At 63.9% G+C, this 26,115-nt stretch carries 24 protein-coding genes and 2 riboswitches; of the genes, 15 read left to right on the top strand and 9 right to left on the bottom strand.

Going from position 1 to position 26,115, the window contains the following annotated elements:
* Positions 1 to 45: 45 nt before the first annotated feature.
* From C8J36_RS02350 to C8J36_RS02330, 5 genes are all read right to left on the bottom strand, one after another.
* Positions 46 to 1,191: an iron-containing alcohol dehydrogenase gene (locus C8J36_RS02350; protein ID WP_132532202.1), complete on the bottom strand. Its 1,146-nt coding sequence runs from the start codon at positions 1,189 to 1,191 to the stop codon at positions 46 to 48.
* Entirely contained in the window at positions 1,188 to 2,573 is a 1,386-nt protein-coding gene (locus C8J36_RS02345; RefSeq protein ID WP_062593349.1) for an aldehyde dehydrogenase family protein, read from the bottom strand. The genes C8J36_RS02350 and C8J36_RS02345 overlap by 4 nt, the downstream gene beginning before the upstream one ends.
* Before the next feature lie 85 nt (positions 2,574 to 2,658).
* Positions 2,659 to 4,023 carry a glutamine synthetase family protein gene (locus tag C8J36_RS02340; protein WP_062592409.1) on the bottom strand — a complete coding sequence of 455 codons (1,365 nt, stop codon included), beginning with the start codon at positions 4,021 to 4,023 and terminating at the stop codon, positions 2,659 to 2,661.
* 90 nt (positions 4,024 to 4,113) lie between these two features.
* On the bottom strand, positions 4,114 to 5,697 hold the full coding sequence (locus C8J36_RS02335; protein ID WP_132532199.1) for an amino acid permease: 1,584 nt from the start codon (positions 5,695 to 5,697) through the stop codon (positions 4,114 to 4,116).
* Between the two features lie 215 nt (positions 5,698 to 5,912).
* Complete coding sequence (locus tag C8J36_RS02330) at positions 5,913 to 6,680, bottom strand: N-formylglutamate amidohydrolase (protein WP_245506429.1); 768 nt, start codon at positions 6,678 to 6,680, stop codon at positions 5,913 to 5,915.
* 184 nt (positions 6,681 to 6,864) lie between these two features.
* Between C8J36_RS02330 and C8J36_RS02325 the strand changes: the two genes are divergently transcribed.
* The 10 genes from C8J36_RS02325 to C8J36_RS02280 all read left to right on the top strand — a co-directional run bounded on the left by C8J36_RS02325 (position 6,865) and on the right by C8J36_RS02280 (position 18,081).
* Positions 6,865 to 7,758 carry a MurR/RpiR family transcriptional regulator gene (locus C8J36_RS02325; protein WP_244481100.1) on the top strand — a complete coding sequence of 298 codons (894 nt, stop codon included), beginning with the start codon at positions 6,865 to 6,867 and terminating at the stop codon, positions 7,756 to 7,758.
* A 161-nt stretch (positions 7,759 to 7,919) separates the two neighbouring features.
* Complete coding sequence (locus C8J36_RS02320) at positions 7,920 to 9,023, top strand: ABC transporter substrate-binding protein (protein ID WP_132532193.1); 1,104 nt, start codon at positions 7,920 to 7,922, stop codon at positions 9,021 to 9,023.
* 92 nt (positions 9,024 to 9,115) lie between these two features.
* Positions 9,116 to 10,021, top strand: coding sequence for an ABC transporter permease subunit (locus C8J36_RS02315; protein WP_132532190.1), 906 nt, complete (start codon positions 9,116 to 9,118; stop codon positions 10,019 to 10,021).
* Complete coding sequence (locus tag C8J36_RS02310; protein ID WP_132532187.1) at positions 10,018 to 10,806, top strand: ABC transporter permease; 789 nt, start codon at positions 10,018 to 10,020, stop codon at positions 10,804 to 10,806. The genes C8J36_RS02315 and C8J36_RS02310 overlap by 4 nt, the downstream gene beginning before the upstream one ends.
* A 14-nt stretch (positions 10,807 to 10,820) precedes the next feature.
* Positions 10,821 to 11,882, top strand: a complete 1,062-nt coding sequence (locus tag C8J36_RS02305) for an ABC transporter ATP-binding protein (protein WP_062592398.1) — start codon at positions 10,821 to 10,823, stop codon at positions 11,880 to 11,882.
* Between the two features lie 73 nt (positions 11,883 to 11,955).
* Positions 11,956 to 12,121, top strand: a riboswitch (FMN riboswitch).
* 88 nt (positions 12,122 to 12,209) lie between these two features.
* Positions 12,210 to 12,695: a 6,7-dimethyl-8-ribityllumazine synthase gene (locus tag C8J36_RS02300; RefSeq protein ID WP_062592395.1), complete on the top strand. Its 486-nt coding sequence runs from the start codon at positions 12,210 to 12,212 to the stop codon at positions 12,693 to 12,695.
* 367 nt (positions 12,696 to 13,062) lie between these two features.
* Positions 13,063 to 13,794 carry a peptide-methionine (S)-S-oxide reductase MsrA gene (gene msrA, locus C8J36_RS02295; protein ID WP_062592393.1) on the top strand — a complete coding sequence of 244 codons (732 nt, stop codon included), beginning with the start codon at positions 13,063 to 13,065 and terminating at the stop codon, positions 13,792 to 13,794.
* Positions 13,795 to 13,974: 180 nt separating this feature from the next.
* Positions 13,975 to 16,164, top strand: a complete 2,190-nt coding sequence (locus C8J36_RS02290; protein ID WP_132532184.1) for a TonB-dependent siderophore receptor — start codon at positions 13,975 to 13,977, stop codon at positions 16,162 to 16,164.
* Between the two features lie 6 nt (positions 16,165 to 16,170).
* On the top strand, positions 16,171 to 16,950 hold the full coding sequence (gene fhuF, locus C8J36_RS02285; protein WP_132532181.1) for a siderophore-iron reductase FhuF: 780 nt from the start codon (positions 16,171 to 16,173) through the stop codon (positions 16,948 to 16,950).
* A 6-nt stretch (positions 16,951 to 16,956) separates the two neighbouring features.
* Complete coding sequence (locus tag C8J36_RS02280) at positions 16,957 to 18,081, top strand: ABC transporter substrate-binding protein (protein WP_132532178.1); 1,125 nt, start codon at positions 16,957 to 16,959, stop codon at positions 18,079 to 18,081.
* A gap of 78 nt (positions 18,082 to 18,159) precedes the next feature.
* On the opposite strand, the gene C8J36_RS02275 is transcribed toward C8J36_RS02280, so the two are convergent.
* Positions 18,160 to 18,663, bottom strand: coding sequence for a ferritin-like domain-containing protein (locus tag C8J36_RS02275; RefSeq protein ID WP_132532175.1), 504 nt, complete (start codon positions 18,661 to 18,663; stop codon positions 18,160 to 18,162).
* A gap of 169 nt (positions 18,664 to 18,832) precedes the next feature.
* On the opposite strand from C8J36_RS02275, the gene C8J36_RS02270 reads away from it, so the two are divergent.
* The 4 genes from C8J36_RS02270 to C8J36_RS02255 all read left to right on the top strand — a co-directional run bounded on the left by C8J36_RS02270 (position 18,833) and on the right by C8J36_RS02255 (position 21,576).
* Positions 18,833 to 19,366, top strand: a complete 534-nt coding sequence (locus C8J36_RS02270) for a hypothetical protein (RefSeq protein WP_132532172.1) — start codon at positions 18,833 to 18,835, stop codon at positions 19,364 to 19,366.
* A 101-nt stretch (positions 19,367 to 19,467) separates the two neighbouring features.
* The gene (locus C8J36_RS02265; RefSeq protein ID WP_132532169.1) at positions 19,468 to 19,941 is read left to right on the top strand and encodes an SRPBCC family protein; all 474 of its coding nucleotides are present in this window, start codon (positions 19,468 to 19,470) and stop codon (positions 19,939 to 19,941) included.
* 93 nt (positions 19,942 to 20,034) lie between these two features.
* Positions 20,035 to 20,298, top strand: a riboswitch (cobalamin riboswitch).
* 48 nt (positions 20,299 to 20,346) lie between these two features.
* Positions 20,347 to 20,523 carry a CbtB-domain containing protein gene (locus C8J36_RS02260; protein WP_062593342.1) on the top strand — a complete coding sequence of 59 codons (177 nt, stop codon included), beginning with the start codon at positions 20,347 to 20,349 and terminating at the stop codon, positions 20,521 to 20,523.
* Positions 20,524 to 20,787: 264 nt separating this feature from the next.
* Positions 20,788 to 21,576, top strand: a complete 789-nt coding sequence (locus C8J36_RS02255; protein ID WP_132532166.1) for a CbtA family protein — start codon at positions 20,788 to 20,790, stop codon at positions 21,574 to 21,576.
* A 39-nt stretch (positions 21,577 to 21,615) separates the two neighbouring features.
* Here C8J36_RS02255 and C8J36_RS02250 read toward each other — a convergent pair whose 3' ends face one another.
* A complete protein-coding gene (locus tag C8J36_RS02250; RefSeq protein ID WP_132532163.1) occupies positions 21,616 to 22,905 on the bottom strand; it encodes a glucoamylase family protein in 1,290 nt (429 codons plus the stop codon).
* A gap of 230 nt (positions 22,906 to 23,135) precedes the next feature.
* Here C8J36_RS02250 and C8J36_RS02245 point away from each other — a divergent pair, with 230 nt between their 5' ends.
* Positions 23,136 to 23,885, top strand: a complete 750-nt coding sequence (locus C8J36_RS02245; RefSeq protein ID WP_132532997.1) for a DUF1194 domain-containing protein — start codon at positions 23,136 to 23,138, stop codon at positions 23,883 to 23,885.
* An 18-nt stretch (positions 23,886 to 23,903) separates the two neighbouring features.
* Here the strand turns inward: C8J36_RS02245 and C8J36_RS02240 are convergent, their stop codons facing one another.
* Together C8J36_RS02240 and C8J36_RS02235 are read right to left on the bottom strand one after the other, a co-directional pair.
* Positions 23,904 to 25,202 carry an FAD-dependent oxidoreductase gene (locus tag C8J36_RS02240; protein ID WP_132532160.1) on the bottom strand — a complete coding sequence of 433 codons (1,299 nt, stop codon included), beginning with the start codon at positions 25,200 to 25,202 and terminating at the stop codon, positions 23,904 to 23,906.
* Between the two features lie 170 nt (positions 25,203 to 25,372).
* Positions 25,373 to 26,113 carry an aspartate/glutamate racemase family protein gene (locus tag C8J36_RS02235; protein ID WP_132532157.1) on the bottom strand — a complete coding sequence of 247 codons (741 nt, stop codon included), beginning with the start codon at positions 26,111 to 26,113 and terminating at the stop codon, positions 25,373 to 25,375.
* Between the last annotated feature and the right edge of the window lie 2 nt (positions 26,114 to 26,115).

Genomic DNA, 26,115 nt, shown 5'->3' with positions numbered 1-26,115 from the left:
GCGCAGGCTTTGAAACCGTTGCGCCAGGCAGCCTTCGAAGCCGTCTCAGATCGTCTCGATGAACAGCGCGCGCGCCGCGTCGAGCGTCAGTTCGACCGGATTGCCGCCGGCCGTGGGATCGACGATCGCCATCTCCGCCATGCGGTCGATCTGGTCCGTACCGACCCCGAGGCCGGACAGCGCGTCGGGAACGCCGAGGCTCTTGCGCAGCTCGAGCACATAATCGGTAAACCCGTCGAACCCGCCGGAAATGCCGAGATAGGCGGCGGCACGGCCGATCTTCTCTTCGATCGCAGGCCGGTTGAAGCGCAGCACGGCCGGCATGACAACGGCATTGGTCATGCCGTGATGCGTGTTGTAGATCGCACCAACCGGATGCGACAGGGCATGAATGGCGCCAAGGCCCTTCTGGAACGCCACGGCGCCCATTGCGGCCGCGCTCATCATGTTGGCGCGCGCTTCGATATCCTGCCCGTCGGCGACCGCCCGCGGTAGGTATTCCTTCACGAGCCGCAGGCCTTCGAGCGCGATGCCCTGCGACATCGGATGGTAGAACGGCGAGGAATAGGCCTCCAGGCAATGCGCGAATGCATCCATGCCGGTGCCGACCGTGATGACCTTGGGCATGCCGACGGTGAGTTCCGGATCGCAGATCGTGACCGCAGGCAGGAACTTGGGGTGGAAGATGACCTTCTTCGTGTGCGTCACGTGATCGGTGATGACGCTGGCGCGGCCGACCTCGGAGCCGGTGCCGGCCGTGGTGGGCACCGCAATGATCGGCGCGATGCCGGGCACGGACGCCCGCGTCCACCAGTCGCCGACATCCTCGAAATCCCAGACCGGGCGCGTCTGCCCGGCCATGAAGGCGACGGCCTTGCCGAGGTCGAGCCCGGAGCCGCCGCCGAAAGCGACGACGCCGTCGTGCCCGCCATCGTGGAAGGCTTTCACGCCGGCTTCGAGGTTGACGTCGTTCGGATTGGGATCGACATCCGCGAAGATGGCGCGGCCGAGGCCGGCAGCCTCCAGAATATCGAGCGCAGTCTGCGTGATCGCCATCGGCGCGAGACCGCGATCCGTCACCAGCAGCGGCCGCTTCATGCCGACGGCCTTGCAGTGCTCGGCGAGTTCCTTGATGCGCCCTGCCCCGAACTTGATGGCGGTCGGGTAGCTCCAGTTAGCGGTAATGGTCATGCCGTGACTTTCTTGAGATGGTAGGATTTCGGCCGGGTCAGGTTGTGGAAGCCGAAGACGGAGAGCGAGCCGCCGCGACCGGTTTCCTTGACGCCGGTCCAGCAGAGTGCGGGATCGAGATAGTCGGCGCGGTTCATGAAGACGGTCCCCGTCTCGATCTCGGCGCCGATGGCGGCCGCGCGTTCGGGGTCCTGCGTCCAGAGCGATGCCGTCAGTCCGTATTTGCAGTCGTTCATCAGGGCAAGCGCTTCCGCGTCGCTCTTGACCTTCATGATGCCGACGGCGGGACCGAAGGTTTCCTCGATCATGAACTCCATGGAATGATCGACATCGACAAGGATCTGAGGCGCGATGTAGGCGCCGCCATCATCCGCCGGAAACAGCTTCGGATCGATCGTCGCCCGCGCACCCTTGGCGATCGCGTCTGCCACCTGCGCCCGCACGACGGCGGCAAAGCGCTTGTTGGCCATGGGGCCGAGCGTCGTTTCCGGATCGAGCGGATTGCCGAGCTTGTAGTTCGACACCCAGGCGACCGACTTTTCCACGAAGTCGTCATAGAGGCTCTCATGCACATAGATGCGCTCGATGCCGCAGCAGCACTGGCCGGAGTTGAAAGTGGCACCATCCATCAGCGTGTCCACGGCCGCATCGAGGTCCGCATCCTCCATGACATAGCCCGGATCCTTGCCGCCGAGTTCAAGCCCGAGCCCGGTGAAGGTGCCGGCCGCCGCACGCTCGATCGACCGCCCGCCCTCGACGGAGCCGGTAAAATTGACGAAGTCGAAGGCCTTGGCCGCGATCAGGCGCGCGCTCGTCTCATGGTCGAGGAAGAGGTTCTGGAACACGTCTTCCGGCATGCCGGCCTCGGTGAAGGCGCGGACCATGCGCTCGCCGACGAGCAGCGTCTGGCTCGCATGCTTGATGATCACGACATTGCCGGCCATCAGCGCCGGTGCGATCGTGTTGATCGCGGTCATGTAAGGATAGTTCCAGGGCGCGATGACGAAGACGACGCCATGCGCCTCGCGCACGATCCGGCGCTCGAAGCGGTCGCTTTCCTCGATCACCAGCGGCTTCATGGCATCGGCGGCAATCGAGGCGACATAGTTGGAGCGCTCGTTGAAGCCACGGAACTCGCCGCCGAATTTCACCGGGCGGCCCATCTGCCAGGCAAGCTCCGGCACCACCTCGTCCACCATCTCGTTCAGCCGGGTCACGCCCTTGAGCACGAGCTGCACGCGCTCCTCGAGCGGTCGTTTCGCCCAGGATTTTTGCGCTCTGCGCGCACGGGCGACCGCCTCGGCGGCGGCCTCGTAGGGCATGGCTTCACGCTCGGCATAGACCGAGCCGTCGACCGGCGAAATGCATTGGATCATCGTCATCATCAACTCCAGAGGAAGTCGGCCCGCAGGCCGTCGTCTCGACGCGGGGATGCCGAGACATGCCGCACCGCGACGGGTTTTGCAATCACGCGCGCTCGAAACCGCGCGCGACCTCCCAGTCCGTGACCCGGCGATCATACTCTTCCTGCTCCCAGGTGCCGGCCCGCGTGTAATGGTCGATCACCTCGTCGCCGAACGCCTCCCGCAGCATGGACGATGACGTCATCAGCTCGGTCGCATGCCGCAATGTCTTCGGGATCTCGCGGATGTCCTTGCCGGAATAGGCGTCGCCGACGAAGGGCGCCTCGAGCTCCAGCTTGCCCTCGATCCCGGCAATGCCCGCGGCCAGCAGCGCCGCCATCGCGAGATAGGGATTGAGGTCGGAACCGCCGACGCGGCACTCGATGCGGATGCCCTTGGTGCCGTCGCCGCAGAGGCGATACCCTGCCGTACGATTGTCCTTGGACCACACGGCCTTGGTCGGCGCGAACGTCCCGGCCATGAAGCGCTTGTAGGAATTGATGTAGGGCGCGAGGAAATAGGTGATCTCGCCCGCATGGGTCAGGAGGCCGGCAACGTAGTGACGCATCGTCTCCGACATGCCGTATTCGCCGTCCTTGTCGAAGAAGTGGGATGTCTTGCCGTCGAGGCTCCAGAGCGACTGATGGATGTGCGAGGACGAGCCCGCCGCATTCATGTGCCACTTGGCGAGGAAGGTGATCGCCTTGCCCTTCGACCAGGCAATCTCCTTGCAGCCGTTCTTGATGATGACGTGCCGGTCGGCCATATCGATCGCTTCGGCATACCGGACGTTGATTTCCTCCTGGCCGGCCGATGCCTCGCCCTTGGAGTTCTCGACCGGAATGCCTGCGCCCTGCAGCCCCTTGCGGATCGCCCGCATCACATCCTCTTCCTTGGTGGTCTGGAAGATGTGGTAGTCCTCGTTATAGCCGCTGGCGAGCTTCAGGTCGCGATAGCCGCTCTCGCGGGCCTGATCATAGGTCTGGTCGAACAGGAAGAATTCGAGTTCGCTCGCCATGAAGGCCTTCAGCCCCATCGCCTCCAGCCGCTTGACCTGCCGCTTGAGAATGGCGCGCGGCGAATGCGGCACTTCCTGGTGGGTCTGGTGGTCGAGCATGTCGCACAGCACCAGTGCCGTGCCTTCGAGCCAGGGAATCCGGCGAAGGGTGCCGAGATCCGGCTTCATCGTATAGTCGCCATAGCCGGACTCCCAGCTCGTCGATTTGTATCCGGACACCGTCTCCATTTCGAGATCGGTGGCCAGCAGATAGTTGCAGCTGTGGGTCTCCTCATAGGCGCTCTCGACGAAATATTCGGCCTGGAAGCGTTTGCCCATCAGGCGGCCCTGCATGTCGATCTGGCAGGCGAGAACCGTGTCGATACGGCCCTCGGCAACGTCGGTCTTCAGCTCTTCGAACGAATAGGTCATCGGGCGTCCTGTCTGCGATGGTCGAAATGCGTTTCGTGTCGGTGATCGGCGGCACCCCGTTCTCGGGTGCCGCCGCAGGGTTCGGAGAGCTTACGCCTGGCCCACGGCCTTTTCGGCTGCGGCGATCTCGGCAGCGCGACGCTTGACCTCCTCGCCGATCGGCGGACCGCGGAAGCGGCGCTTCTCGAAGCCGAACCAGATCACGCCGGTCAGAAGGAGGAAGCCGACGGTGACGTAGAGCGCCGGGCCGTTCGGCGGCTGCACGCCGAGAACGAAGATCAGGATCATCGCGAGCACGGTCAGGCCCGCAAAGAGCTTGAACACGCCTTCGCCGAGGTTCCACGGTCCCTGAGCCGGCCACTTGGATGTGCCCCAGGCAAAGAGGCCGAGCGTGATTGGAATGGCGAAGGAGAAGAACAGGAAGATGACCGTGCAGGAGACGACGATGGTGTAGACCGGCGTCTCGCCGATGGTGATCAGCGACGAGCCCCAGACGAAGAGCACCGAGAGGATCGACCCGGTCCAGATGGCCGAGACCGGCGTGCGGAACTTTGGGCTCACCTTGGCCAGAGCCTTGGACGCCGGCAGGCCGCCGTCACGCGAGAAGGCGAAGATCATACGCGAAACCGATGTCACCGTCGCAAGACCGCAGAGCCACTGGCACAGCAGAATCGCGAGATAGAGCACATCCTTGACGATCGGGTTCATCTGCGTGTCCATCGACCAGAAGAACACGTTCCAGCCCTGGGCTGCAGCGGCCTGCATGCCATCGACGACGGTGCCGTCGGCAAGCGGCGCCTGCGTCGGGATCATCAGCACGAACGAGCACAGCATGATGTAGCCGAAGAGCGCCGACCAGAGCACGGAGGAGATCATGCCGCGCGGCACGGAGGTCGCCGCCTTCACCGTTTCCTCGGAGGTGTGGGCCGAAGCGTCGTAGCCGGTGATCGTATAGATCGGCAGGAGCAGACCGAGCAGGAACACCCAGGTGGAGGACGTTTCCGGCCAGACATTGCCGCCGGCCGGCCCTGAGAAGTTCGAGAAGGTGAAGAGACGGGCGATGTCGTAGCTATCGGCCGCGACGAGGCAGGCGAGCGACAGCAGGATGGCCGTCACGAAGATCAGGTAGCCGGAGAAATCGGTCAGCTTGGCCGTCAGCCCGATCCCCATGTGATTGACCACGGCCTGCAGGCCGGTGATGACGACGAGGAAGAGAATCCGGAAGGTGGTGGTGTCCTCGAGCCCGAAATACGGCGTGCCGAAGGTGCCCATGAAGAAGTAATAGGTGCCGACATTGATGGCGCCGAGCACGGTGACAAGGCCGAGCAGGTTGAACCAGGCGGTCAGCCAGCCGGTGAAGCGGTTTCCGAGGATCGAACCCCAGTGATAAAGGCCACCCGCTGTCGGATAGGCCGAGGAGATCTGCGCCATCGCCATGGCGAAGACGAAGGACACGAAGCAGCCGATCGGCCAGCCGATCCCGATGGCGGCGCCGCCGGCCCCGGCCGTCGCCTGCGCCAGCGAATTGATGCCGCCGGAGAGAATGCAGATGATCGAAAAGGACACGGCGAAGTTCGAGAACGAGCTCATGCGCCGCTCGAGTTCCTGCGCATATCCCATGGAATGAAGGACCTGGAGGTCCGCGTGTTTATCCACGTCACTATAGTCAGGCATGATTTTCCCCTCTGAACGCTCGGCGCCGGGCGGTATTGCCGGATGCCGGTGCAGCGACGCGCGACCCTCATGGCGCACGGACGCTGCAACGCTTGATCGTGCTGCGTGTGTGCCCCGCTTTTTCAGGTTCTGTTCGAGGTCTTCACGCAGTCGTGCCAGTGCTCCCGCCAACCGGGCGGGAACGGTTTCCGCGGACAAGCCGCTCCCCGGGTCTTTTATGGCTCGAGGTCCGCCAGGGCCTTGCCCAGGTGGTCCCCGATATAGCCGGCCAGGACCCTCTGGCCGTCTTTGCTTGCGATGAGATCGTTGCGGATCTCGATCATGACGTTGAGCAGGCCGTTGTGAAGGCCGTGCTCGATCAGCGTATGCGTCACACCGTCCTGCGGTCCGTAAGGCTCGTTGCGACGCGTGACGAAGTCTTCATCCTTGGCGGCCTCTTTGAGAAAAGCATCGGCAAGCCGACTGTCGCTGTCATGCAGGATGCCCACCTCGACGTCCCGTGGCTGCCCGTGCCAGACGGGCGTGAAGGAATGCAGGGTGACGATAACGGGCGGCCGATGGTTTGCAACCCGAGTCTTGATCAGTTCGGAAAGGCTCTTGCGGAACGGGCTGTAGATCGCCTCCGTGCGCGCCAGACGTTCGGCCGCCGATAGCCCCGCATTGCCGGGAATATCGAAGATCTCGCTGCTTGCGGGCATGGCGCTCGGCGAATCCGGCGGACGGTTACAATCATAGACGAGCCGGGAAAAGCGCTGGTAGATTAGCGTCGCATCGAGCGCCTGCATCAGAATCCGGCAAACGGCCAGAGCGCCCGGATCCCAGGCGATGTGGCTTTCGAGCGCCTCCGGCGAAAGCCCGAGCGTTCCCAGCCTCTGCGGGAGACGCCGCGAGGCATGCTCGCAGACGAGCACGATGCGGGAGCCAGCCTCCGCATTCTCGAGCGCGACAGGCGCGCCATCCTCGACGGTCAACAGCGCACTCACACCCGGCTCCGTCCTCGCACCCACCCTCATGGCAGGCCTCATGACTGAAGAGAATTCTTCACAAAATCGTGTCTGTCAATTGCAAACTGAAACGATCTCTTCATACACCCCATTGACTCCGATTGTGACAGCGATGTTTACTCTGTCACACAAGGCCGGCGAAGATCGGCCTCAGGGGAATATCTTGATCAGCACCGAAACACACAAGACGGTGTCGGACGTGATCGCCGCGAACTTCACCGCACTGACCCGGGCGGAGAAGCAACTGGCGGAGACGTTGCTCGACAACTATCCCGTTTCCGGGCTCGGCAGCATCACGACCGTGGCCGAGAATGCCGGCGTCTCGACGCCGACCGTCGCGCGCATGGTGCAGAAACTCGGCTTTCGCGGCTTTCCGGATTTTCAGGCCCGGCTTCACCAGGAGCTGGAAGCGACGATCTCCAACCCGATCAGCAAGCATGATCGATGGGCGACGAATGCGCCGGGCACCCACATCCTCAACCGTTTCGCCGACGCCACCATCAACAATCTCAGGGCGACGCTCGCCCAGATGGAGACGCAGGACTTCGATGGCGCCGCGGCGCTCGTCGCGGACCCGAAGCGGCGGGTCTATCTCATCGGCGGCCGCATCACGCGGACGCTTGCCGACTACGTCTTCACGCATCTGCAGGTCATCCGCGCCGGCGTGACGCTGATCGCCTCCGGCTCGAGCCCCTGGCCCCACTACGTCCTCGACATGAAGAAGGGCGACGTCCTCGTGGTGTTCGACATCCGCCGCTACGAGCAGGAACTCGAAACGCTGGCAAAGGCCGCACGCTCGCGCGGTGCCGAAATCATTCTCTTCACCGACCAGTGGTCGTCACCCGTCGCCAAGTCCGCGGCCAAGGTTTTCCGCATTCACATCGAGGCGCCTTCTGCATGGGACAGCTCGGTCGTCACCCTCTTTACGGTGGAGGCGCTGATCGAAGCCGTGCAGAACTCGATCTGGGAGGAGACCCGGGACCGGATGAAGGCGCTGGAGACCTTGTTCGATGCGACACCGTTGTTTCGAAAGCCTTTTCAGGAAAGAAAGGGATGAGATCGGATACCCGGCAACACCAACCCTGAAGACAGGGGGTTAGCCGGGAAACGAAGCCTGAAGCCGTCCACCGCGTCTGTCATAGAAGCTTCATGACGCCGCTCTATCAGCTTGACCCACCGGGTCGGAAACCCCGGCCTGACAAACCCAAGGAGACTTTCGTGCTGTCAAAGACCCACCGCCTTCTGTCGCTGACATCGGCGATGCTCGTCGCCTCCACCGCGCTTGCCGCGGCTGCGCCGAGCGAGGAACTGATCGCTGCCGCCAAGAAGGAAGGCACGCTCACCACCATCGCGCTTCCGCACAACTGGTGCGGCTACGGCGACGTCATCGCCGGCTTCAAGGCCAAGTATGGTCTCGAGGTCAACGAGCTGAACCCCGATGCCGGCTCCGGCGACGAGATCGAAGCCATCAAGGCCAACAAGGGCAATACGGGTCCGCAGGCCCCCGACGTGATCGACGTCGGCCTCTCCTTCGGCCCCTCGGCCAAGGCTGAAGGCCTGATCCAGCCCTACAAGGTCTCCACCTGGGATTCGATCCCCGATAGCGCCAAGGATGCCGACGGCTACTGGTACGGTGACTATTACGGCGTTCTCTCCTTCGTCGTGAACACCGACATCGTCAAGGACGTGCCCAAGGACTGGGCCGACCTGAAGAAGTCCGATTACGCCAACAGCATCGCGCTGGCGGGCGATCCGCGCGCCTCCAACCAGGCCGTTCAGGCCGTCTACGCGGCAGGCCTCGCGGCCGGCGAAAAGGATGCGACGAAGGCCGGAACGGCCGGCCTCGCCTATTTCGGCGAACTGAACAAGGCCGGCAACCTCGTGCCCGTCATCGGCAAGTCGGCCTCGCTCGCGCAGGGCTCCACGCCGATCGTCGTCGCCTGGGACTATAACGGTCTCTCGTGGCGCGACAGCCTCAACGGCAACCCGCCCGTCGAAGTCGTCGTTCCCACGAGCGGCGTTGTCGCCGGCGTCTACGTTCAGGCGATCTCCGCCTTCGCACCGCATCCGAACGCGGCAAAGCTGTGGATGGAGTATCTCTATTCCGACGAAGGTCAGCTCGGCTGGCTGAAGGGCTATTGCCACCCGATCCGCTTCAACGATCTGGCCAAGAACAACAAGATCCCGAAGGAAATGCTCGACAAGCTGCCGCCGGCCGCCGCCTATGAAAAGGCCGTGTTCCCGACGCTCGAAGAGCAGGCTGCCGGCAAGACCGAGATTACCGGCAAGTGGGACAGCGTCGTCGGCGCCAACGTGAAGTAAGCCGCACAACCGGTCCAGCGACCGGGCAACATCGCCTCTCCGCGTCCGCGCGGGGAGGTTCGCCACACGCCCTCCCGCACGAAAGCTCGCCGATGAGCCCACCGATCAGCACAGTGACAGCGCCGATATCGCGGCCAGCCCCGATCATCAGCAAGGACCGGATCATCGACTGGCTGGGCATCGCGCCCTTCATGCTCTTTGCCCTGCTGTTCCTGCTGGCGCCGACCTTCTATCTCGTCATCGGCGCCTTTTTCACGCCGGATGGTCGGCTGACGCTCCAGAACATCGCCGACCTGTTCACGCCGTCGATTCTGTCGGCCTATTGGATCTCGATCCGCATCTCGCTCGCCTCCGCCCTCGGCGGCGCCTTCATCGGCTTCTTTCTCGCCTGGGCGGTCGTGCTCGGCGGGCTGCCGGCCTCGGTGCGCTCGACCCTCCTGACCTTCTCCGGCGTCGCCTCGAACTTCGCCGGCGTTCCCCTCGCCTTTGCCTTCCTCGCCACCCTCGGCCGCACGGGGCTTGCCACCGTGCTCCTGCGCGACTGGTTCGGCTTCAATCTCTATTCCACCGGCTTCAACCTTTTGAGCTTCACCGGCCTGACGCTCACCTACATGTATTTCCAGATCCCGCTGATGGTGCTGATCCTGACGCCGGCGCTCGATGGCATGAAGAAGGAATGGCGCGAAGCCTCCGAGATCCTCGGCGCCACCAACCGGCAATACTGGACCATGGTGGCCCTGCCGATCCTGTGGCCGAGCCTGCTCGGCACCACGCTGCTCCTCTTCGCCAACGCCTTCGGCGCCATCGCAACTGCCTATGCGCTGACCGGCAGCTCGCTCAATATCGTGCCGATCCTGCTCTACGCGCAGATCCGCGGCGACGTACTTCACAATCCGAACCTCGGCTATGCCATCGCGCTCGGCATGATCGTCATCACCGGCGTGTCCAACGTGCTCTACCTCATGCTGCGCATGCGCGCCGAGAGGTGGCAGAAATGAAGACGAACCGGATCGGCGCCTGGATCGCCATGGCCATCGGGGCGAGCTACTTCGTCATTCCCCTGATCGGCACCTTCGAATTCTCGTTGCGCATGCGCCGCGGCGAATACTCCTTCGATGCCTACCGCTCGGTCTTCTCGGACATGCAGTTCCGCGAAACCTTCGGCTATTCCATGTTGATGGCGCTGCTGACCATCGTCTTCGGCATGCTGCTCGTCGTTCCCACCGCCTACTGGGTGCGCCTGCGCCTGCCGCAGATGCGGCCGGTGGTGGAGTTCATCACGCTCCTGCCGCTGGTCATTCCCGCCATCGTCATCGTGTTCGGCTATCTGCGCATGTACAATTCCTCCTCCGTCCTGCCGCTGACCGGCTCGACGACGGGAACGAACGTGCTGCTGGTATTCTCCTACATCACCCTGTCGCTGCCCTACATGTACCGCGCCGTCGATACCGCCATGCGGGCCATCGACGTGCGCACGCTGACCGAAGCGGCGCAAAGCCTCGGCGCCAGCTGGGGGACCATTCTCTTCCGCTGCATCTTTCCGAACGTCATGAGCGGCGTGCTCTCCGGCGCCTTCATCACGCTGGCCATTGTCATGGGCGAGTTCACCATGGCCGCCCTGCTCAACCGTCCGGCATTCGGCCCCTACCTTCAGCTCGTCGGCGCCAACAAGGCCTACGAGCCGTCGGCGCTCGCCGTCATCGCCTTCTCCATCACATGGCTCTCCATGGGCCTCCTCAATCTCGTCTCGCGCTTTGGCAAGTCCGCCCCCGTCAAAGCATAAAGGTCACAGGCTCCATGTCGTTTCTTACCCTGACCCATATCCGGAAATCCTTTGGCCAGACGCAGGTCGTGCACGACTTCGACATGGCGATCGAGAAGGGCGAGTTCGTCTCGTTTCTCGGCCCGTCCGGTTGCGGCAAGACGACGGTGCTGCGCATGATCGCCGGCTTCGAGACGCCGTCCTCCGGCACCATCATGATCAACGGCCGGAACCAGACCGAGCTGAAGCCGAACCAGCGCAATATCGGCATGGTGTTCCAGGCATATGCCCTGTTCCCCAACATGACGGTCCGCGACAACGTCGCCTTCGGCCTGAAGGTCGCCGGCGCGCCGAAAACCGAGATCGACGCACGGGTGAAAGAGATGCTCGCGCTCATCCATCTCGAGCATCTGGCGGACCGCTATCCCTATCAGATGTCGGGCGGACAGCAGCAGCGCGTGGCGCTGGCACGGGCGCTTGCGCCAAAGCCGCAGGTCCTGCTCCTCGACGAGCCCCTCTCGGCCCTCGACGCGAAGATCCGTGTCTCGCTGCGCGAGGAGATCCGCATGATCCAGCAGCAGCTCGGCATCACCACCGTCTTCGTCACGCATGACCAGGAAGAGGCGCTGTCGATCTCCGATCGCATCGTCATCATGAATGGGGGACGCGCCGACCAGATCGGCACGCCGTTCGAGATCTACAACCGTCCCGCGACCCGCTTCGTCGCGTCTTTCGTGGGAACGCTCAACCTGATCGATGCGAAGGTGCTGGACCCCGCGGCAAACCGCATCGCCATCGGCGACCAGGGCATCACGCTGCGGGAACCGCTGGGCGCGGCCAAGGCCGGCGACACCGTCTCGCTCGCGCTGCGGCCGGAAGCCGGCTCGATCGCCGCGGACGCCAAGGGCGATACCGCACTGACCGGCCATGTCATTGCCAGCAACTTCCTCGGCTCCGTCATCCGCACCCGCATGAAGATCGCCGACAGCGTCATCTCGTTCGACACGTTCAACAATCCGGGCGTCAAACCGCCGGCGATCGGCGAAACGGTGACCTTGCGCTTCACCGCCGGCGACCTTCTCGTCGTACGGGAATAGTTTTTCGCAAAAACGCTTCACGGCAGAATAATGCGGATTTGACGCCTCGCCACACTTGCTTATAGTTGTCGGCGTACGTTCTCAGGGCGGGGTGAAACTCCCCACCGGCGGTAACAGGCGTCAGTGTCTGGAGCCCGCGAGCGCTTCAGGTCGTTCGGCAACTGCCGCACGTCGTGAAGGTCAGCAGATCCGGTGTGATTCCGGAGCCGACGGTATAGTCCGGATGAAAGAGAGCAAACGGCAGGCAGGCCTCGCAAGGGCTTGGTCGCGTCCGCGTGTTCGCCCAAGGGATCCCGTCGAACGGCTAACCCTTGAAAGGCCACTTGCATGACCATCGTTTCCCACCCCACGCAGAAGATCGCCGTCATCCGTGCCCGTTGGCACTCCGCCATCGTCGATCAGTGCGTCAACGCCTTCGTCGCCCGCTGGCAGGACCTCGGCGGCAACGCGGCCGATGTCGAGATCTTCGACGTGCCCGGCGCGCTCGAAATTCCGCTTCACGCCCAGACACTGGCAAAGACCGGCCGGTTCTCCGCCATTCTCGGCACCGCCTTCGTCGTCGATGGCGGCATCTACCGCCACGACTTCGTCGCCTCCACCGTGCTCGACGGCATGATGCGCGTCTCGCTCGACACGGGCGTTCCGGTTCTCTCCGCCGTGCTGACGCCGCATCATTTCCAGGAATCGGAAGCCCATATCCGCTTTTTCACGGATCACTTCGTGATCAAGGGCGGCGAAGCGGCCAATGCGGCGCGCCAGCTGCTGGCTGCCCGCGCCGAGATCGCTCTCGCGCCGGTCGACGCGGCGGCCTGACCGACAAACCGGCTACAGCCATCCACCTGGAAGCCGTTCCGAATGACGGCGATGGCGCCCGAAGTCCTGCGAGACCTCGGGCGCCATCGCCGTTTCGACACAGAGACCGAACGCACGGGTTCCGACTCATCGTCTCAGCGAAACCCCGCAAGCGATTCGCAGGATTCGATATTCCCGGACCGTTGAAGCCCTGGGTGAGCGCGTTGATTGAGATCCTGAATACTGCCTGATCGGCCAGATCATCGCGAAACTACACGAAATCGCGATTTGACGCCGCCGGCGGATCGGCTCACAACGGCGCGCATACCAGCAACATTACGGCGCGTCGTCAGGCCCTACCGCCCTCCGCGCCCTCAGGGATTGCCGCATGTCGAAGACCTCCCGTTCCAATCTCCGTCGCAACCTCACCGGCGGCGTCCTCGGCGCTTTCGCTCTGACCGCCCTCATCATCGCCGTCACCGCCGTGCGTGCCGGCGCCGCCGAGGAAGCCGTGGTCATTCCGCCGCCTAGCATCGATGAGAAGACCGCCGCCAAAACCGAAAAGGCCGTCTTTGCCGGCGGCTGCTTCTGGGGCGTGCAGGGCGTGTTCCAGCATGTGAAGGGCGTTTCCAACGCCGTCTCCGGCTATTCCGGCGGCGCGAAGGAGACCGCCTCCTACGAGACCGTCAGCGGCGGCAAAACCGGCCACGCGGAAGCCGTCGAGGTGACCTATGATCCGTCGCAGGTCAGCTACGGCCAGCTGTTGCAGATCTTCTTCTCGGTGGCGCACAATCCGACCCAGCTGAACTATCAGGGCCCCGATCACGGTACGCAGTACCGCTCGGCAATCTTCACGCTCAGCCCGGAGCAGAAGAAGGTCGCGGACGCCTATGTCGCCCAGCTCGACAAGGCGAAGGTGTTTCCAGACAAGGTCGTCACCCAGGTAGACGATCTCAAGGGCTTCTACACCGCCGAAGCCTATCACCAGGATTTCCTGACACTCAATCCGGATTATCCCTATATCGTCTATAACGACCTGCCGAAGATCGAGAACCTGAAGACCGTCTTCCCCAAGGCCTATCGCGAAAAGCCGGCTCTCGTCTCGCAGGCCAAAGGCTAAAAGCCAAGCCTCTTACACGCCGCCACGCGCCGCACCGCCGTGGCGGCTTTCGTCTGTCTGTGCGCACGCGTTGCGAAATTCCCACAGCCCTTAAACATGATTGCAATTATCATGTTTAAGGGCTGTTATCGGGAAAGAATCTTGATAGTGAAAGTCATCTTTCACCGAGAGACTTGTCGCATGCCGATCCGTTGTCCCCGCCGCCTTCCCCTCCGGTCAGCCCTCGTCACCAGCACATCGATCCTCACGCTGGCTTTCAGCGGCGGCAGTCTTCAGGCTTTCGCGCAGGATGCAGCGACCGGCGAGGCAACGGTTCTGGAGGAAATCGTGGTGACCGGCGGCAGCGGCGGCGTCATCACGGGGGACGGCTATGTCGGCACGGCGAGCGCAACCGGCGCGAAGACCGACACACCCTTTCTGCAAACGCCGCAATCCATCTCGTCGGTCACGCAGGCGCAGCTTGAGGACCGCAATCCGCAGTCTTTACAGGAATCCCTCGGCTACACCCCCGGCACCCGCGTCGGCGCCTTTGGCTTCGATCCGCGGTTCGACAGCTTTTCCGTCCGCGGCTTCGACGTCACCTATACCGGCATCTTCCGCGACAACCTGCGCCAGCCGGGCGCGGGCTCCTCGCTGTTCAAGACGGAGCCCTATGGTCTGGAAGGTGTCTCGATCCTGCGGGGGCCCTCCTCTGCGCTCTACGGCGCATCCGGTGCCGGCGGCCTCTACAATCTCATCACCAAGCGCCCGACGATCGAGCCTCTGCACGAGATCGAGCTGCAATATGGCACCAACCAGCGCTATCAGGGCCAGTTCGACGTCTCCGGTCCGATCAACGAAACCGATCCGGTCTACTACCGGATGACCGGGCTCCTGCGCGATGCTGAGACCGAACAGGTGTCCGTCTCCGACGACCGCGCCTATATCGCGCCGGCCGTCACCTGGAAGCCGGACGAGGACACCAAGCTGACCATTCTCGGCGAGTATTCCCGCACGAGGTCGGGCGGGACCGCCGCCTATTATAACGACCCTCTCACCGGCGACGTGACCGACATTTTTGGCGGCAATCCGGACTTCAACAGCTCCGTCCAGAAGCAGGCGCGGATCGGCTATGAATTCGAGCATCGGCTGAACGACGTCTTCGTCTTCCGGCAAAACGCGCGCCTCTCGACCCTCAACATCGATGCCGACTACGCCTTTGCTTATGCGCCGAACGCGCTCGACCCGACCTTGCTCGACAGCAGCGCCGGCACTTTTGACGAACGCCTAACGGCCGGCGTCATCGACAACCAGATCGAGGCGAAATTCGCCACAGGGGCGTTCGATCATACGCTTCTCTTCGGCGTGGATTTTCAGAAACTGCGCTACCGCTCGCTCGACGGCACAGGCACCACCCCGCCACTGGACACGGCGAACCCCGATGCCGGGCGCGACGTCGCTCCCATCCCCTTCTCGACCCGCACCGTGCAGGACCAGTGGCAGATAGGCACCTATGTGCAGGACCAGATCCGCTACGACGCCTGGACGCTGACGCTCGGCGGCCGCTACGACTGGGTCGACACCGATACCGACGACACCGTTCTGGCGACAGGCGACACGACCAAGACCTCGCAGCGCGACAAAGCCTTTTCCGGTCGCATCGGCCTGACCTACGAGACGGATTTCGGCCTCGCGCCCTATGCCAGCTACTCCACCGCCTTCTCGCCCAATGCCGGTATCAATCAGGAGACGCGCCGGCCGTTCGATCCGACGGAAAGCCGGCAGCAGGAGGTCGGCGTGAAATATCTGCTGCCCGACAGCAACACGCTCCTGACCGCCGCCCTCTTCAACATCGATCAGGACAACGGCCTCTATTACGAAGTCGTCAACCTGCCGACCGGCCCCGAAAACATTCAGGTCCAGCGCGGCAAGCTGCGCTCCCGCGGGCTGGAACTGGAGGCGACGACGAGCCTCGACAACGGCCTCTCCCTGACGGCATCCTACACCTACACGCACATGAAGATCGTCGAGGGGCCGACCACCAGCCAGGGCAATTTCGTCTCGTCGGTGCCGATGCACATGGCCTCGGTCTGGGCGAATTACGATCTGCCCGAAGACACCTTCGCGCACGGCCTCGGCGTCGGTGCTGGCGCGCGCTTCATCGGCTCGAGCTTCGGCAACGACACGAACACGAGGAAAAATGCATCGCGGGTCCTCTTCGATGCGGCCGTGCATTACGATTTCGCTGCCATCGACAAGAAATACGAGGGCCTGAAACTGCAGGTCAACGCCACCAATCTCTTCGATCGGCGCGATGCCGTCTGCTCGGCCGGCTTCTGCTATCGCGATCAGGGCCGCACCGTGATCGGCTCGCTGAAATACAGCTGGTAGGCCCGGATGATCGAGACCCCTCCCTCCTCGACGAACGAAGCCTTCCGGCCACCGGGATTGAAATCCGTGTTCACCGGCGAACATGCCTGGTGCGGTGAAAAGATGATGCTGTCGCGGGATCTGGAGGGCGCGCTGCCCCTCGCCGGGTTCTTTTCCTCGTCGGTCTTCACCGAGGCGCTCGATCGCTACGCGAACACCCACGGCGGCAGCGACCGCCGGGCGGTGACCTCCATGTGGTCGCTCTATTACTTCGCCGCGTTGACGATCCCCTTTATCGTCGCCCGCCGCGCCGATCACGTCCTGCCGGTCGATCTTGCCAGCATGACCATCGCGCTCGCCGAAGACGGCCTGCCCCGCGCCTTCGGCCTGGAGACCGAGGGAGACTGGAGCGACGACGATACGGGCGACGGACCCGATGGCTACGTCGTGCCCCTCGTCCACCGTCATCTCGCCGCTGTGATTGCCGCCTTGAAAACCTCCGCCGGTTTGGCACCGAAGCTCGCCTGGAACAATGCGGCCGTCTATATCGACTACGCGTTCAACGCGACGGCCCCGACGGGCGGCGGCGATGCCTGGGCCTCCCGTCCCTTGTTCGAGCAGCCGGTGCTGGCCGACGGCACCGCGAACCCCTTTCGCGGCTGTCTCCGGCACGAGCCCGCAGGCGAAACGACCGTCTGTCGTCGCAAGGTCTGTTGCCTGCGCTATCTGCTTCCCGGCATTCCGAGCTGTGGCGCGCTCTGCGCCCTGCCGAGCCAGCGCGGCGAGCTTGCGCAACAAGGACACTGACCCCCGATGCACCCGCTCCGCTTCTCCGCCGTTTTCGTCTGTCTCGTCTCGCTTTTCGGCATCCTTTCGTCCGGCCCGGCCTCCGCAACGACCTATCCGCTGACGGTCACGGACTCGATCGGCCGCTCGGTCACGATCAAGGAGAAGCCGAAGGCTATCCTGCTCGGCAGCGGCTTCAACCTCGTCGCCCTCTCGCTCATCCATCCCGATCCGGTCAGCCTGCTGGCCGGCTGGTCCGGCGACATGAAGGGCGACAATCCGGACATCTATGCCGCCTTCGAGAAGCGTTTTCCCGACATCGCCAAGCTCCCGACCATCGGTGACGGCACCGGTGACGGCCTGTCCTTCGAGACCATGCTGTCGCTGAAGGCCGATCTTGCGATCCTGGCGAACTGGCAGGCCGATACGGAGCTCGGCAAGCGCGCCATCGACTATCTGGAGAGCACCGGCGTCCCCGTCATCGTTGTCGATTTCAACAGCGACGCCCTGAAGAATACCCCCTCCGCCATGCGCCTCCTCGGTGCCGTGCTCGACCGGGAAGCGCAGGCGGAGGATTTTGCGATGTTCTACGAGACCCGCCTGCAGCGCATCCGGGACCGGGTTGCACAGGCAACGGCACCGGGCCCGACGGTGCTGATGGATGCCTTCCCCAATCCGGACAAATGCTGCTACGCCTATGGCACAGGCGGGCTCGGCGCCTTCATCGGTCTCACCGGCAGCCAAAACATCGCCGATGGCAACCTGCCCGCCCAGGGCGGCATCGTCAGCACGGAATATCTGATCGCCGCCGATCCCGAGGTCTACATCGCCACAGGGTCCCCCGGCGGCACCTACAGCACGTTTTCGATCGGCCCGGGCGTGACCGACGACGAAGCCCGCAGGACGCTGAAGCAGGTCGTCACGGCCCCCATCCTCTCCAACCTCAAGGGCGTGCGCGACGGGCGGGTCCACGGCCTCTGGAATTTCTTCAATGCGGTGCCGCTCAACATCCTGGCGGCCGAGGCGTTCGCCTGCTGGCTACGGCCGGAGCTTTTCGCAGATCTCGACCCCGCAGCGACGCTGGCAGACATCAACGCCCGGTTCGCCGCCGTTCCGTTCGAGGGCGCCTACTGGATCAGCCTCAAGGAGTGAGACGCGAAGAACCACGCGTGACAACGCCGGCGCGGAGCGATCCGGCCGGCGTTGTTCTTGAGCAGAAAAGTCGATGGCTCAGGCAGCTTTCGCCTTGTCCATGGCGCTGGCATTAACGGCCTTCGACAGCTTCGTCAGATCGGCGTCGGTCTTTTCTTCCTGCTTCAGCGTCTCGTCCAGCAGCTTCACGGCTTCGTCGAGGCCCAGGAGGCCGGCCCATGTCTTCAGCGTGCCGTAGCGCGCAATTTCATAATGCTCGACGGCCTGTGCCGTGGCGAGCAAGCCTGCATCAACGGCCGGCGAACCCTTGAATTCCTCAAGGACTTCCTCGCCTTCCTCGATGATGCCTTCGATGGCGGCACAGGTCTTGCCGGTGGCGCGCTTGCCGAAGATTTCGAAAACCTGCTGCAGGCGTTCGATCTGGCCTTCGGTTTCTTCACGGTGCTTTTCGAAAGCGGCCTTCAATTCCGGGCTCTGTGCGCCGCGGGCCATCTTCGGAAGCGTCTTCACGATCTTGCGCTCGGCGTAATAGACGTCCTTGAGCATGTCGTGGAACAGATCTTCGAGTGCTTTCCCAGCCATTGTTCATTCCTTTCGTGGGTCCGCGCACGAAGTCTCGCCGCGGTGGTTCAAAGGTGTTTGTGCGGTTGAGGAACTAGACGATCCGTCCTTTGTTCCCGTTTTGATTCGCCCGCTCCGCTTTGACCCCGGCGCCCTCGTTCCTATATGAAAGGGCATGGGGAGGACGTTGATGCTTTGGATATTGCTCGCTGCTGCAAGCCTGCTGATCGTCGGGCTTGCGGTCTGGGAGCCGCGGTTTCGCAAGCTGGCGGAGCCCGTTCTCTCCGTGCTCGTCGCGGTCGGCCTCATCAGCGCCTTCGTCGTCTGGTGGACCGACGACAATGCGAAAACGCGCGAGCCCCTGTCGCCGGTCACGGCGGATCGCCCTGTCGCAACGATCGGGGAAAACCAAATCCGACTGGAAAACCTTCAGTTCGAAAAGAGCACACCGGCGAGCAGCTATGTCGTGACCGGAACAGTGCACAACGACAGCACGGCTTTCCTCGACTATTTCACCCTCGACGTGACGCTGGACGATTGCCCTGCCGGCACGTGCCGGACGATCGGCCGCGACGACGCGCTGATCATCGCCCGCATACCGCCCGGTCAATCCGCGGCGCTTCGCACCTCGCTCGTTTTCCCCGCCCCGCGCGCAGGCCCGCCGGAAGCGCCGCGCTGGACCACGGCGATCGTGAAAATCCAGTCGTCGCCCGCCGGTCCGTGACGGACCCGATCGCGAGAAGATGCGTCTCTTGAGGGTCTCGACAGTCAGCGCCGGATGACGGAAACTCGGCAAAACCGTCCCGCCGCTCCAGGATCACGCGCATGACCCAACAGACCACCGCCGACGATCGCGACCTCGTCATCACCCGCCACATCGCCGCATCGCCGAATGCCCTGTTCCGATGCTGGACGGAGCCTGCCCTGATCCGGCAGTGGTTCGTCCCCAGGCCCTGGACGATCGCGTCGGCCGAGATCGATCTGCGCGTCGGCGGTGCGAACCTTATCGTCATGCAGAGCCCCGAGGGTGAGGAAATGCCCAATCGCGGCGTCTATCTCGAGATCGTCCCGGATCGGAAGATCGTCTTCACCGACGCCTATATCCAGGCATGGACGCCTTCGGAAAAGCCCTTCATGACCGGCATCATCACCTTCGAGCCGGAGAACGGCGGGACGTGCTACACGGCCCGTGTCCGGCACTGGACGAAGACCGACCGGGACGCGCACGAGCAGATGGGCTTTCACGAAGGCTGGGGCCAGTGTGCCGATCAACTCGCCGCTCTCGCCGCGACGCTGTAAGGCGCGGCACCAGCACAGGAGCCGCCGGCACAGGAGCCGCCAGCACGAGGGTCGCGAGCACGGGGCCGATTGACACACGCCCTGCACGCGTCATAGTGACCCTTATCAAGAGGTTCTCCGGATGACACACCATCCGGGGAGTAAATGGGAACGTGACGGGTGGACCCAGTGCGGCACCTTCATCACGGCCGACCCCGCGACTGTAGAGCGGTCAGGGTCTTTCATGCCGGGCGACCGGTAGAAGCCACTGCGGAAACGAGGCAACTCCGATCTGCGGGAAGGCGAGAAAGACCCGACGATGCCAGCCGGCATCAGACGCCGCGAGCCAGGACACCTGCCGCTTGATGTCGGGCATTTCGCCCAAATGAGTGGGACATGTCCCACGCTGCCATCACGGAGGTTGTCATGGCTGTTACCAACGCATCCGGCGTTTCGCTTTCCCTCAATGACCGCATGATTGCGGGTTTCCTGTCCTTGTTCATCGGAGCGTTTCTCGTGTTTGGAGCGGGGCTCGCCAATTCGTCCGTGCTGCACGACACGGCCCACGACGTCCGCCACTCGTTCGGCTTCCCCTGCCACTAAGGCTCGGGAGTCTTCGATCGCGCGCCTGGTCGTGACCTCGCCTTTGTGGCAAGTGAGGCGTGCATCCGTGCGCGCCGTCGAGCGTCAAGGCAGACGCGCGTCCAATGATCGGCTGCGCGCAGTGGAGGCATGCCGGATCGGCATCGCTTCCCCGCGCCCGCGTCGCTTCGTGGAACCGCGCCGAGCCTAGACGTCAGACCTCCCGCAGAGTCTCAACAAGGATCCAAGAGCAGACCGCAAGGTGCTGCTTAAAAAGGACTATCCATGATCGTCAAAACACTGCTGGCCGCCATCTGCGCCGGCCTTATTGCGGGCAGCTTCATGACAACCGCCCAGGAGCTTCGCGTCGTCCCGCTCATACTGGAAGCGGAAACCTACGAGACTGCGCCCCTACCGGGAGCGCCGGAAGCCGAGGGGACCCCGGCGGCACACGAGCACTCGTCGCGCGCCGGCGGCTCGCTCTTCCCTTCCCTTGCATCCGCGCTCCAGCTCGTCACGCCGGCCTATGCGCATGAAAGCGCGGGCCAGGAGGCAGGGCACGCGGATGGCGGCATCATGTTCGGCTTGAGCCGCTTCTCCGGCACGCTGATCGCCAATTTGGTCACGGGTGCAGGTTTCGGCCTCCTTCTCGCCGGCCTCGGCCTGGTGACGAGCACACCGCCAACCATGCGGAACGGCCTTGTCTGGGGCGCGCTCGGCTGGCTGTCGGTTCACATGCTGCCGGCCCTCGGCCTCCCGCCGGAACTTCCGGGCTTTCCGGCAGGCGATCTCGGCGATCGCCAGATCTGGTGGCTCATAGCTACGGTGCTCTCGGCGCTTGGGCTCGGTCTCATCGCGCTGCGAAAGGAGATCTGGGCAAAGGCGGCCGGTCTGGGACTTCTCGCACTGCCCCACCTCTATGGCGCGCCACAGCCCGGCGACCTCGCAAGCCCTGTTCCCGCCGTTCTCGGCGCGGAGTTCGCGGTGGCCGCGCTTGCGACCACGCTGGCCTTCTGGCTCGTGCTGGGAACCGTATCCGGCGCCATCAACGATCGTTTTCTGAAAACGGCATGACGGCGACGGGCGCGTCAGGTCGGGTCGCCGCGATCCGGCCTACAGCCAGCCGCCTTCAAACCCCGCGCGCTTCAGCCCGCGCCGGATCGGCACCGACTGGCGCAAGAGGTTCCAGAACAATCCGGTCCTGTGATTCTCGATCATCATCAGGAGAATACCCTGATCGAGCCCGATCCGCCGCGTGTTCATCCAGCCCTCGGCCGTGCGGGCGGGAACGCTCGGATTGAAGCTGCCGATGAAGCCATCCTCTTCGACCACGCCCGGATAGGCATCGAGAATATGCCGCGTTCCGGCAAGGGCCGCGGCCTCATCGAAGGGCAGGCAGGCAAGCGGCGCCCAGGGCGCAAGCGTTCCGTCGTCCGGTCCGTCTGGCGCACCTCTTGCGGCATAGCCCGAAAAATTCTGCTGGCGACCATCCCGCAGCCGACGCGACCGCTCCGGGCCGTCGCACGCCGTCAGGCCCCAACAATCCTCACCGTAACCGACGAAGGATCCGGGGTTTCGCGCGGCATAGTCGCGCTGGACATCGATGGCGAGACGGGTGTTCTCGAAGTAATCGCTGTCGTGTTCCGTCATTGCCGCATCACGGATACCCCGAAAGTCGATCCAAGCATGCGAGAAGAGATGGATGAACAGCGGTCCGGCAGAGAGGAACGGCTTGCCCTGCATCTCCTTCCAATCGCACTGGTTGCCGAAAGCCAGGTAGCTCTTTGGCGGGATCGGATAGGACGGTGACGACAGGGCCAGCGTGTAGAGAATGATCGCTTCGCTGTAGCCATGCCAGCGAAAGGGAAGAAAACCGCTGCGCGGCTTCCAGCCGAGCGCCAGCGCATCCTGCTCGTCCAGCGCCCAGGCCCAGTTGGCCCGCGCATAGATCATGTCGGCGATATCGCGGATTTCCTTCTCCGCCGGCGTATTGTCGGAAAAATACGCACCGACCGTGATGACGCCGGCGATCAGAAGCGCGCTGTCGATCAGCGAAATCTCGCTCCGCCACGCCCGTCGTCCCGTCTTCATATCCAGGAAATGATAGTAGAGGCCCTTGTAACCCGTGGCCAGCGTATCGCGGCTCTGCTCGCTGTCGCGAAGGAACCGCAAGGTCGTCAACGCACGCGTCGCAGCATCCTCGCGCGACAGCCAGTCACGCTCGACGCCGACCGGGAGCGCGGACAGACCGAAGCCCGTTGCAGCGATGCTGGCCGGCGAACCGTCCTGCGAACTGTCGGCCACGAGACCCGTTTCCGGATGGGTGTACCGCATGAAGTACCGGAACGCGCCCAGCTGAAATCTGTCGATCAGGCCGACATCGGTCGTATCCTTGAAAAGCATTCCAACTCCTCAGATGTCGGCACGCTTTGGGTACCACATCTCTCGTGCTCAAAAATTTATGGTCTCACCGAGTGTTGACTTCCTGCAGCCGCTTAGCGGTCGCCGCCATCACCCGTTGTGTTAATGTTCGCTTCTACGGGGCGAAGCGGGGATTGGATGACATGATCTTGGCGGGAATTGCATTGCTGATGAGCCTTAGCAATCAAGGCATTCAACCGACGCCTTACGCGATGGAAACGGTCTCCGGCCACACGGCTGCCGCACGTGTCGCGCGGGAGGTGGATGTCGAGCTGGTTCTCGCTGTCGACATGTCCGGATCGATGGATATCGAGGAGGCCCGCATCCAGCGCGCCGGTTACCTCGACGCCCTGCGCCACAAGGAATTCATCGATGCCGTGCGCGGCGGACTGATCGGCGAGATCGTCATCAGCTATTTCGAATGGGCCGGGAGCGTCAATGAAAGCTCGCGCGTGGACTGGCGCGTGATCGCGTCGGCCGCGGACGCTGCGGCCTTTGCGGACGAGATTGCCGCAAGGCCCGTCACCACCCGTCGCGGCACCTCGATATCCAACGCGCTGACCTATGCCAGCGGCATGATCGATACCAACGCCTTCGCAGGCCAGCGCCGTGTCATCGATGTCTCGGGCGACGGGCCCAACAATCTCGGGCCACCGGTCGTGCCCGCGCGGGATACGGCGGTGCGCAGCGGCATCATCGTCAACGGCCTCGCTATCATCATCCGTCCGACCGGCGTCGGCGTCCGGCTCGACCGCTATTACGGAGACTGCGTCATCGGCGGGCCGGGCTCCTTCGTCCTGCCGATCCACAATCCCGACGATTTCGGCGTTGCCATCCGGCAGAAGCTGGTGATGGAGGTGAGCGGGCGCCAACCGCCGTTCCGCGTCATCCCTGCGGCAAGCCCGGCCGCGACGGATTGCCTGATCGGCGAGAAGCTGCGTCCCGGCTTTTTCGACAAGTGAGCGGGCTCACGGCCTCGGTCAGCGCTCCGCGGCCCCGTCGTCCATAGCCAGATCGTCGCGCGCAAGCCGATCAGCGATACGCCCGGCCGCAAGCCGTCCCGCAACGATCGCGCCTTCGATATAGGTGGGAAAGGACGGAGACAGTTCGGAACTGGCAAACGCCACGCGGCCGACGCCCGCGCGCAAAACCGCCTCGGCATCGTGGGCTGCGGGATCGACGATCACGTCGCTATAGCCGCCGCCGCTCCAGCGGTCGTCCGTCCAGTCGTGCAGGATGAACTCGACCGGCTCCGGCGCGTCGGGACCAAGCAACGCGGCCATCCGTTCCCCCACCGTCCGCGCGATATAGGCCTCGCCCCGGGCGCGCCAGTCCAGCGCCAGCGGACCGCCGACAAACACCACGAAACCGGCGTGATCCTCGTCCTGGCTGACGTCGAACGCATAGAGCCCGCTCACATCGTCCCACGAAATTCCTGAAGAGACGGAAGGCGACCAGGTGCGTGCGGGATAGCGCAGCAGGATCTTGATCACGGCCCCGCTTCGCCAGCTGCCGAGCGCACGGGCAAGCGGCTCCGGCAGCGGCGGATGCTGGAGGATGTCGCGCGCACGCACGGGCGGAACCGCAACGAGCGCATGCCGCGCCGTGATCTGCCGGTCGCCGGCTATCACCACGACATGATCCTCCTCCCGCCGAATGCTCGAAACAGGCGTGGAGAGACAAAGAGAGCGCTGCAGCCGCTCGGCCATGACCTCGGCGAGCGCTGCCGCGCTCTCTTTCAGAAAGTATTGAAGCTCCGAGACCTCGGCGGTGTTCCGACGGTCGCTGTCCACGAGATACCAGAACGGGATGACATCCGCCGGCAGGCACCAGAGCCCGTGCACCATGCTCAAAAACTGCCGCTTCGCCTCGTCTGTCGTGTCCTGCCTGTCCAGCCAGTCGGTGATGGAGAGGCCGGCAAGCGCCGGATCCGCAGGATCGGCCGCTTCCATCTTTGCAAACAGCATGTTGTCGCGCTGGGCGATCCGCCGGGACGCCGTGGCCGACACGGTCTTCGACGCGCCCTTCCACCGGCTTTCGACAAGGTCGAGACGCGCCTCGCGGACAAGGGCCGTCACCTCCGGCATGTCGTCACAGATGAACTGTCCGCCGGCATCCCGCCGCACGCCGTCCGACGTCAAGAACGACCGGACGCGCCCGCCGACGTCGGACCGGGCCTCAAGCACCTGAACCGACAGCCCGCGATCGACCAGAGCCTGTGCTGCCGCCAATCCCGTGAAGCCGGCCCCGACCACGACCACATCCACATCCCGCTTCATGCCACCCTCTCTGCAATCCCCGGCCACAATTCGCCAAGCAAGGCCATCTGTCCGAAGGATATAGCAGGACGCGATCGAAAGGACACGCGAGCGTGCGCTTGTTCCATAGCCTCCCTCGGCAGGCGGAAAGACAAAGGTAAAGTGTGATCGACTTCAGCCCGTGCGAAGGTTCAGGCAGCGGTAGACGGCGCGAAGTCGCTCAGCACGCCGGAATAGGGCTTGGCCAGAGGTGCGGCATAGGACCCCCGCTTGCTGGTGGTCAGCCGCTGGGCGATCAGCGCTTCGGCCTGCTTCACCGCGGCGGAAACGCCATCGACGACCGGCACGCGATAGATGGATTGCAGCTCATGGACCAAATCCGCCATGCCGGCACAGCCCAGAACGATGGCCTCCGCGCCGTCTTCGGCGAGCGCGCGCTCGATCTGGTGGCGCAGCTTGTCGAGTGCGCCGGAGCCTTCCTTTTCCAGATCCAGCACCGGAATATCGGCCGCGCGCACCTTGGCCCGCCCACCGAACCCATAATGCCGAGTGAGGTTTTCGAGCAGCACGCGAGACCGCTCCAGCGTGGTCACGACGGTGAAGCGCTGCGCGAGGAATCCGGCGGTCACCAGCGCGCTTTCGCAGAGCCCGAGCACCGGAATGGAGGCGAGCGACCGCGCGGCATCGAGCCCGGTATCGTCGAAACAGGCGATGACGGCGGCCTCGGCTCCGGCCGCCTCGCCATCCCGGATCGCGGCGAGCAGGCCCGGCAGCGCCAGCGCGCCGTCGTAGTGCCCCTCGATCGAGGCCGGCCCCATCGCGGCGGTCGCAGCGACGATCTGCGTCCCCGCTGCGGCGACGAGACGCGCCGCCTCAGCCGCCTTCTCGGTCATGGAAACGGTGGTGTTCGGATTGACGACGAGGATGCGCATGC

This window comes from Rhizobium sp. PP-F2F-G48 (assembly GCF_004342335.1).
Classification (GTDB): Bacteria; Pseudomonadota; Alphaproteobacteria; order Rhizobiales; family Rhizobiaceae; genus Ferranicluibacter.
Note: the sequence above shows the minus strand (reverse complement) of the source record. Positions and strands in the feature narration are given on the sequence as shown.

What these genes read in the sequence shown, in the direction of transcription:
- C8J36_RS02290 (WP_132532184.1), top strand. Translation starts at nt 13,975, where the DNA reads ATGCCGATCCGTTGTCCCCGCCGCCTTCCCCTCCGGTCAGCCCTCGTC.
- C8J36_RS02260 (WP_062593342.1), top strand. Translation starts at nt 20,347, where the DNA reads ATGGCTGTTACCAACGCATCCGGCGTTTCGCTTTCCCTCAATGACCGC.
- C8J36_RS02235 (WP_132532157.1), bottom strand. Translation starts at nt 26,113, where the DNA reads ATGCGCATCCTCGTCGTCAATCCGAACACCACCGTTTCCATGACCGAG.
- C8J36_RS02305 (WP_062592398.1), top strand. Translation starts at nt 10,821, where the DNA reads ATGTCGTTTCTTACCCTGACCCATATCCGGAAATCCTTTGGCCAGACG.
- C8J36_RS02340 (WP_062592409.1), bottom strand. Translation starts at nt 4,023, where the DNA reads ATGACCTATTCGTTCGAAGAGCTGAAGACCGACGTTGCCGAGGGCCGT.
- C8J36_RS02350 (WP_132532202.1), bottom strand. Translation starts at nt 1,191, where the DNA reads ATGACCATTACCGCTAACTGGAGCTACCCGACCGCCATCAAGTTCGGG.
- C8J36_RS02240 (WP_132532160.1), bottom strand. Translation starts at nt 25,202, where the DNA reads ATGAAGCGGGATGTGGATGTGGTCGTGGTCGGGGCCGGCTTCACGGGA.
- C8J36_RS02280 (WP_132532178.1), top strand. Translation starts at nt 16,957, where the DNA reads ATGCACCCGCTCCGCTTCTCCGCCGTTTTCGTCTGTCTCGTCTCGCTT.
- C8J36_RS02345 (WP_062593349.1), bottom strand. Translation starts at nt 2,573, where the DNA reads ATGACGATGATCCAATGCATTTCGCCGGTCGACGGCTCGGTCTATGCC.
- C8J36_RS02265 (WP_132532169.1), top strand. Translation starts at nt 19,468, where the DNA reads ATGACCCAACAGACCACCGCCGACGATCGCGACCTCGTCATCACCCGC.
- C8J36_RS02315 (WP_132532190.1), top strand. Translation starts at nt 9,116, where the DNA reads ATGAGCCCACCGATCAGCACAGTGACAGCGCCGATATCGCGGCCAGCC.
- C8J36_RS02300 (WP_062592395.1), top strand. Translation starts at nt 12,210, where the DNA reads ATGACCATCGTTTCCCACCCCACGCAGAAGATCGCCGTCATCCGTGCC.
- C8J36_RS02255 (WP_132532166.1), top strand. Translation starts at nt 20,788, where the DNA reads ATGATCGTCAAAACACTGCTGGCCGCCATCTGCGCCGGCCTTATTGCG.
- C8J36_RS02245 (WP_132532997.1), top strand. Translation starts at nt 23,136, where the DNA reads ATGGAAACGGTCTCCGGCCACACGGCTGCCGCACGTGTCGCGCGGGAG.
- C8J36_RS02310 (WP_132532187.1), top strand. Translation starts at nt 10,018, where the DNA reads ATGAAGACGAACCGGATCGGCGCCTGGATCGCCATGGCCATCGGGGCG.
- C8J36_RS02335 (WP_132532199.1), bottom strand. Translation starts at nt 5,697, where the DNA reads ATGCCTGACTATAGTGACGTGGATAAACACGCGGACCTCCAGGTCCTT.
- msrA (WP_062592393.1), top strand. Translation starts at nt 13,063, where the DNA reads ATGTCGAAGACCTCCCGTTCCAATCTCCGTCGCAACCTCACCGGCGGC.
- fhuF (WP_132532181.1), top strand. Translation starts at nt 16,171, where the DNA reads ATGATCGAGACCCCTCCCTCCTCGACGAACGAAGCCTTCCGGCCACCG.
- C8J36_RS02250 (WP_132532163.1), bottom strand. Translation starts at nt 22,905, where the DNA reads ATGCTTTTCAAGGATACGACCGATGTCGGCCTGATCGACAGATTTCAG.
- C8J36_RS02270 (WP_132532172.1), top strand. Translation starts at nt 18,833, where the DNA reads ATGCTTTGGATATTGCTCGCTGCTGCAAGCCTGCTGATCGTCGGGCTT.
- C8J36_RS02275 (WP_132532175.1), bottom strand. Translation starts at nt 18,663, where the DNA reads ATGGCTGGGAAAGCACTCGAAGATCTGTTCCACGACATGCTCAAGGAC.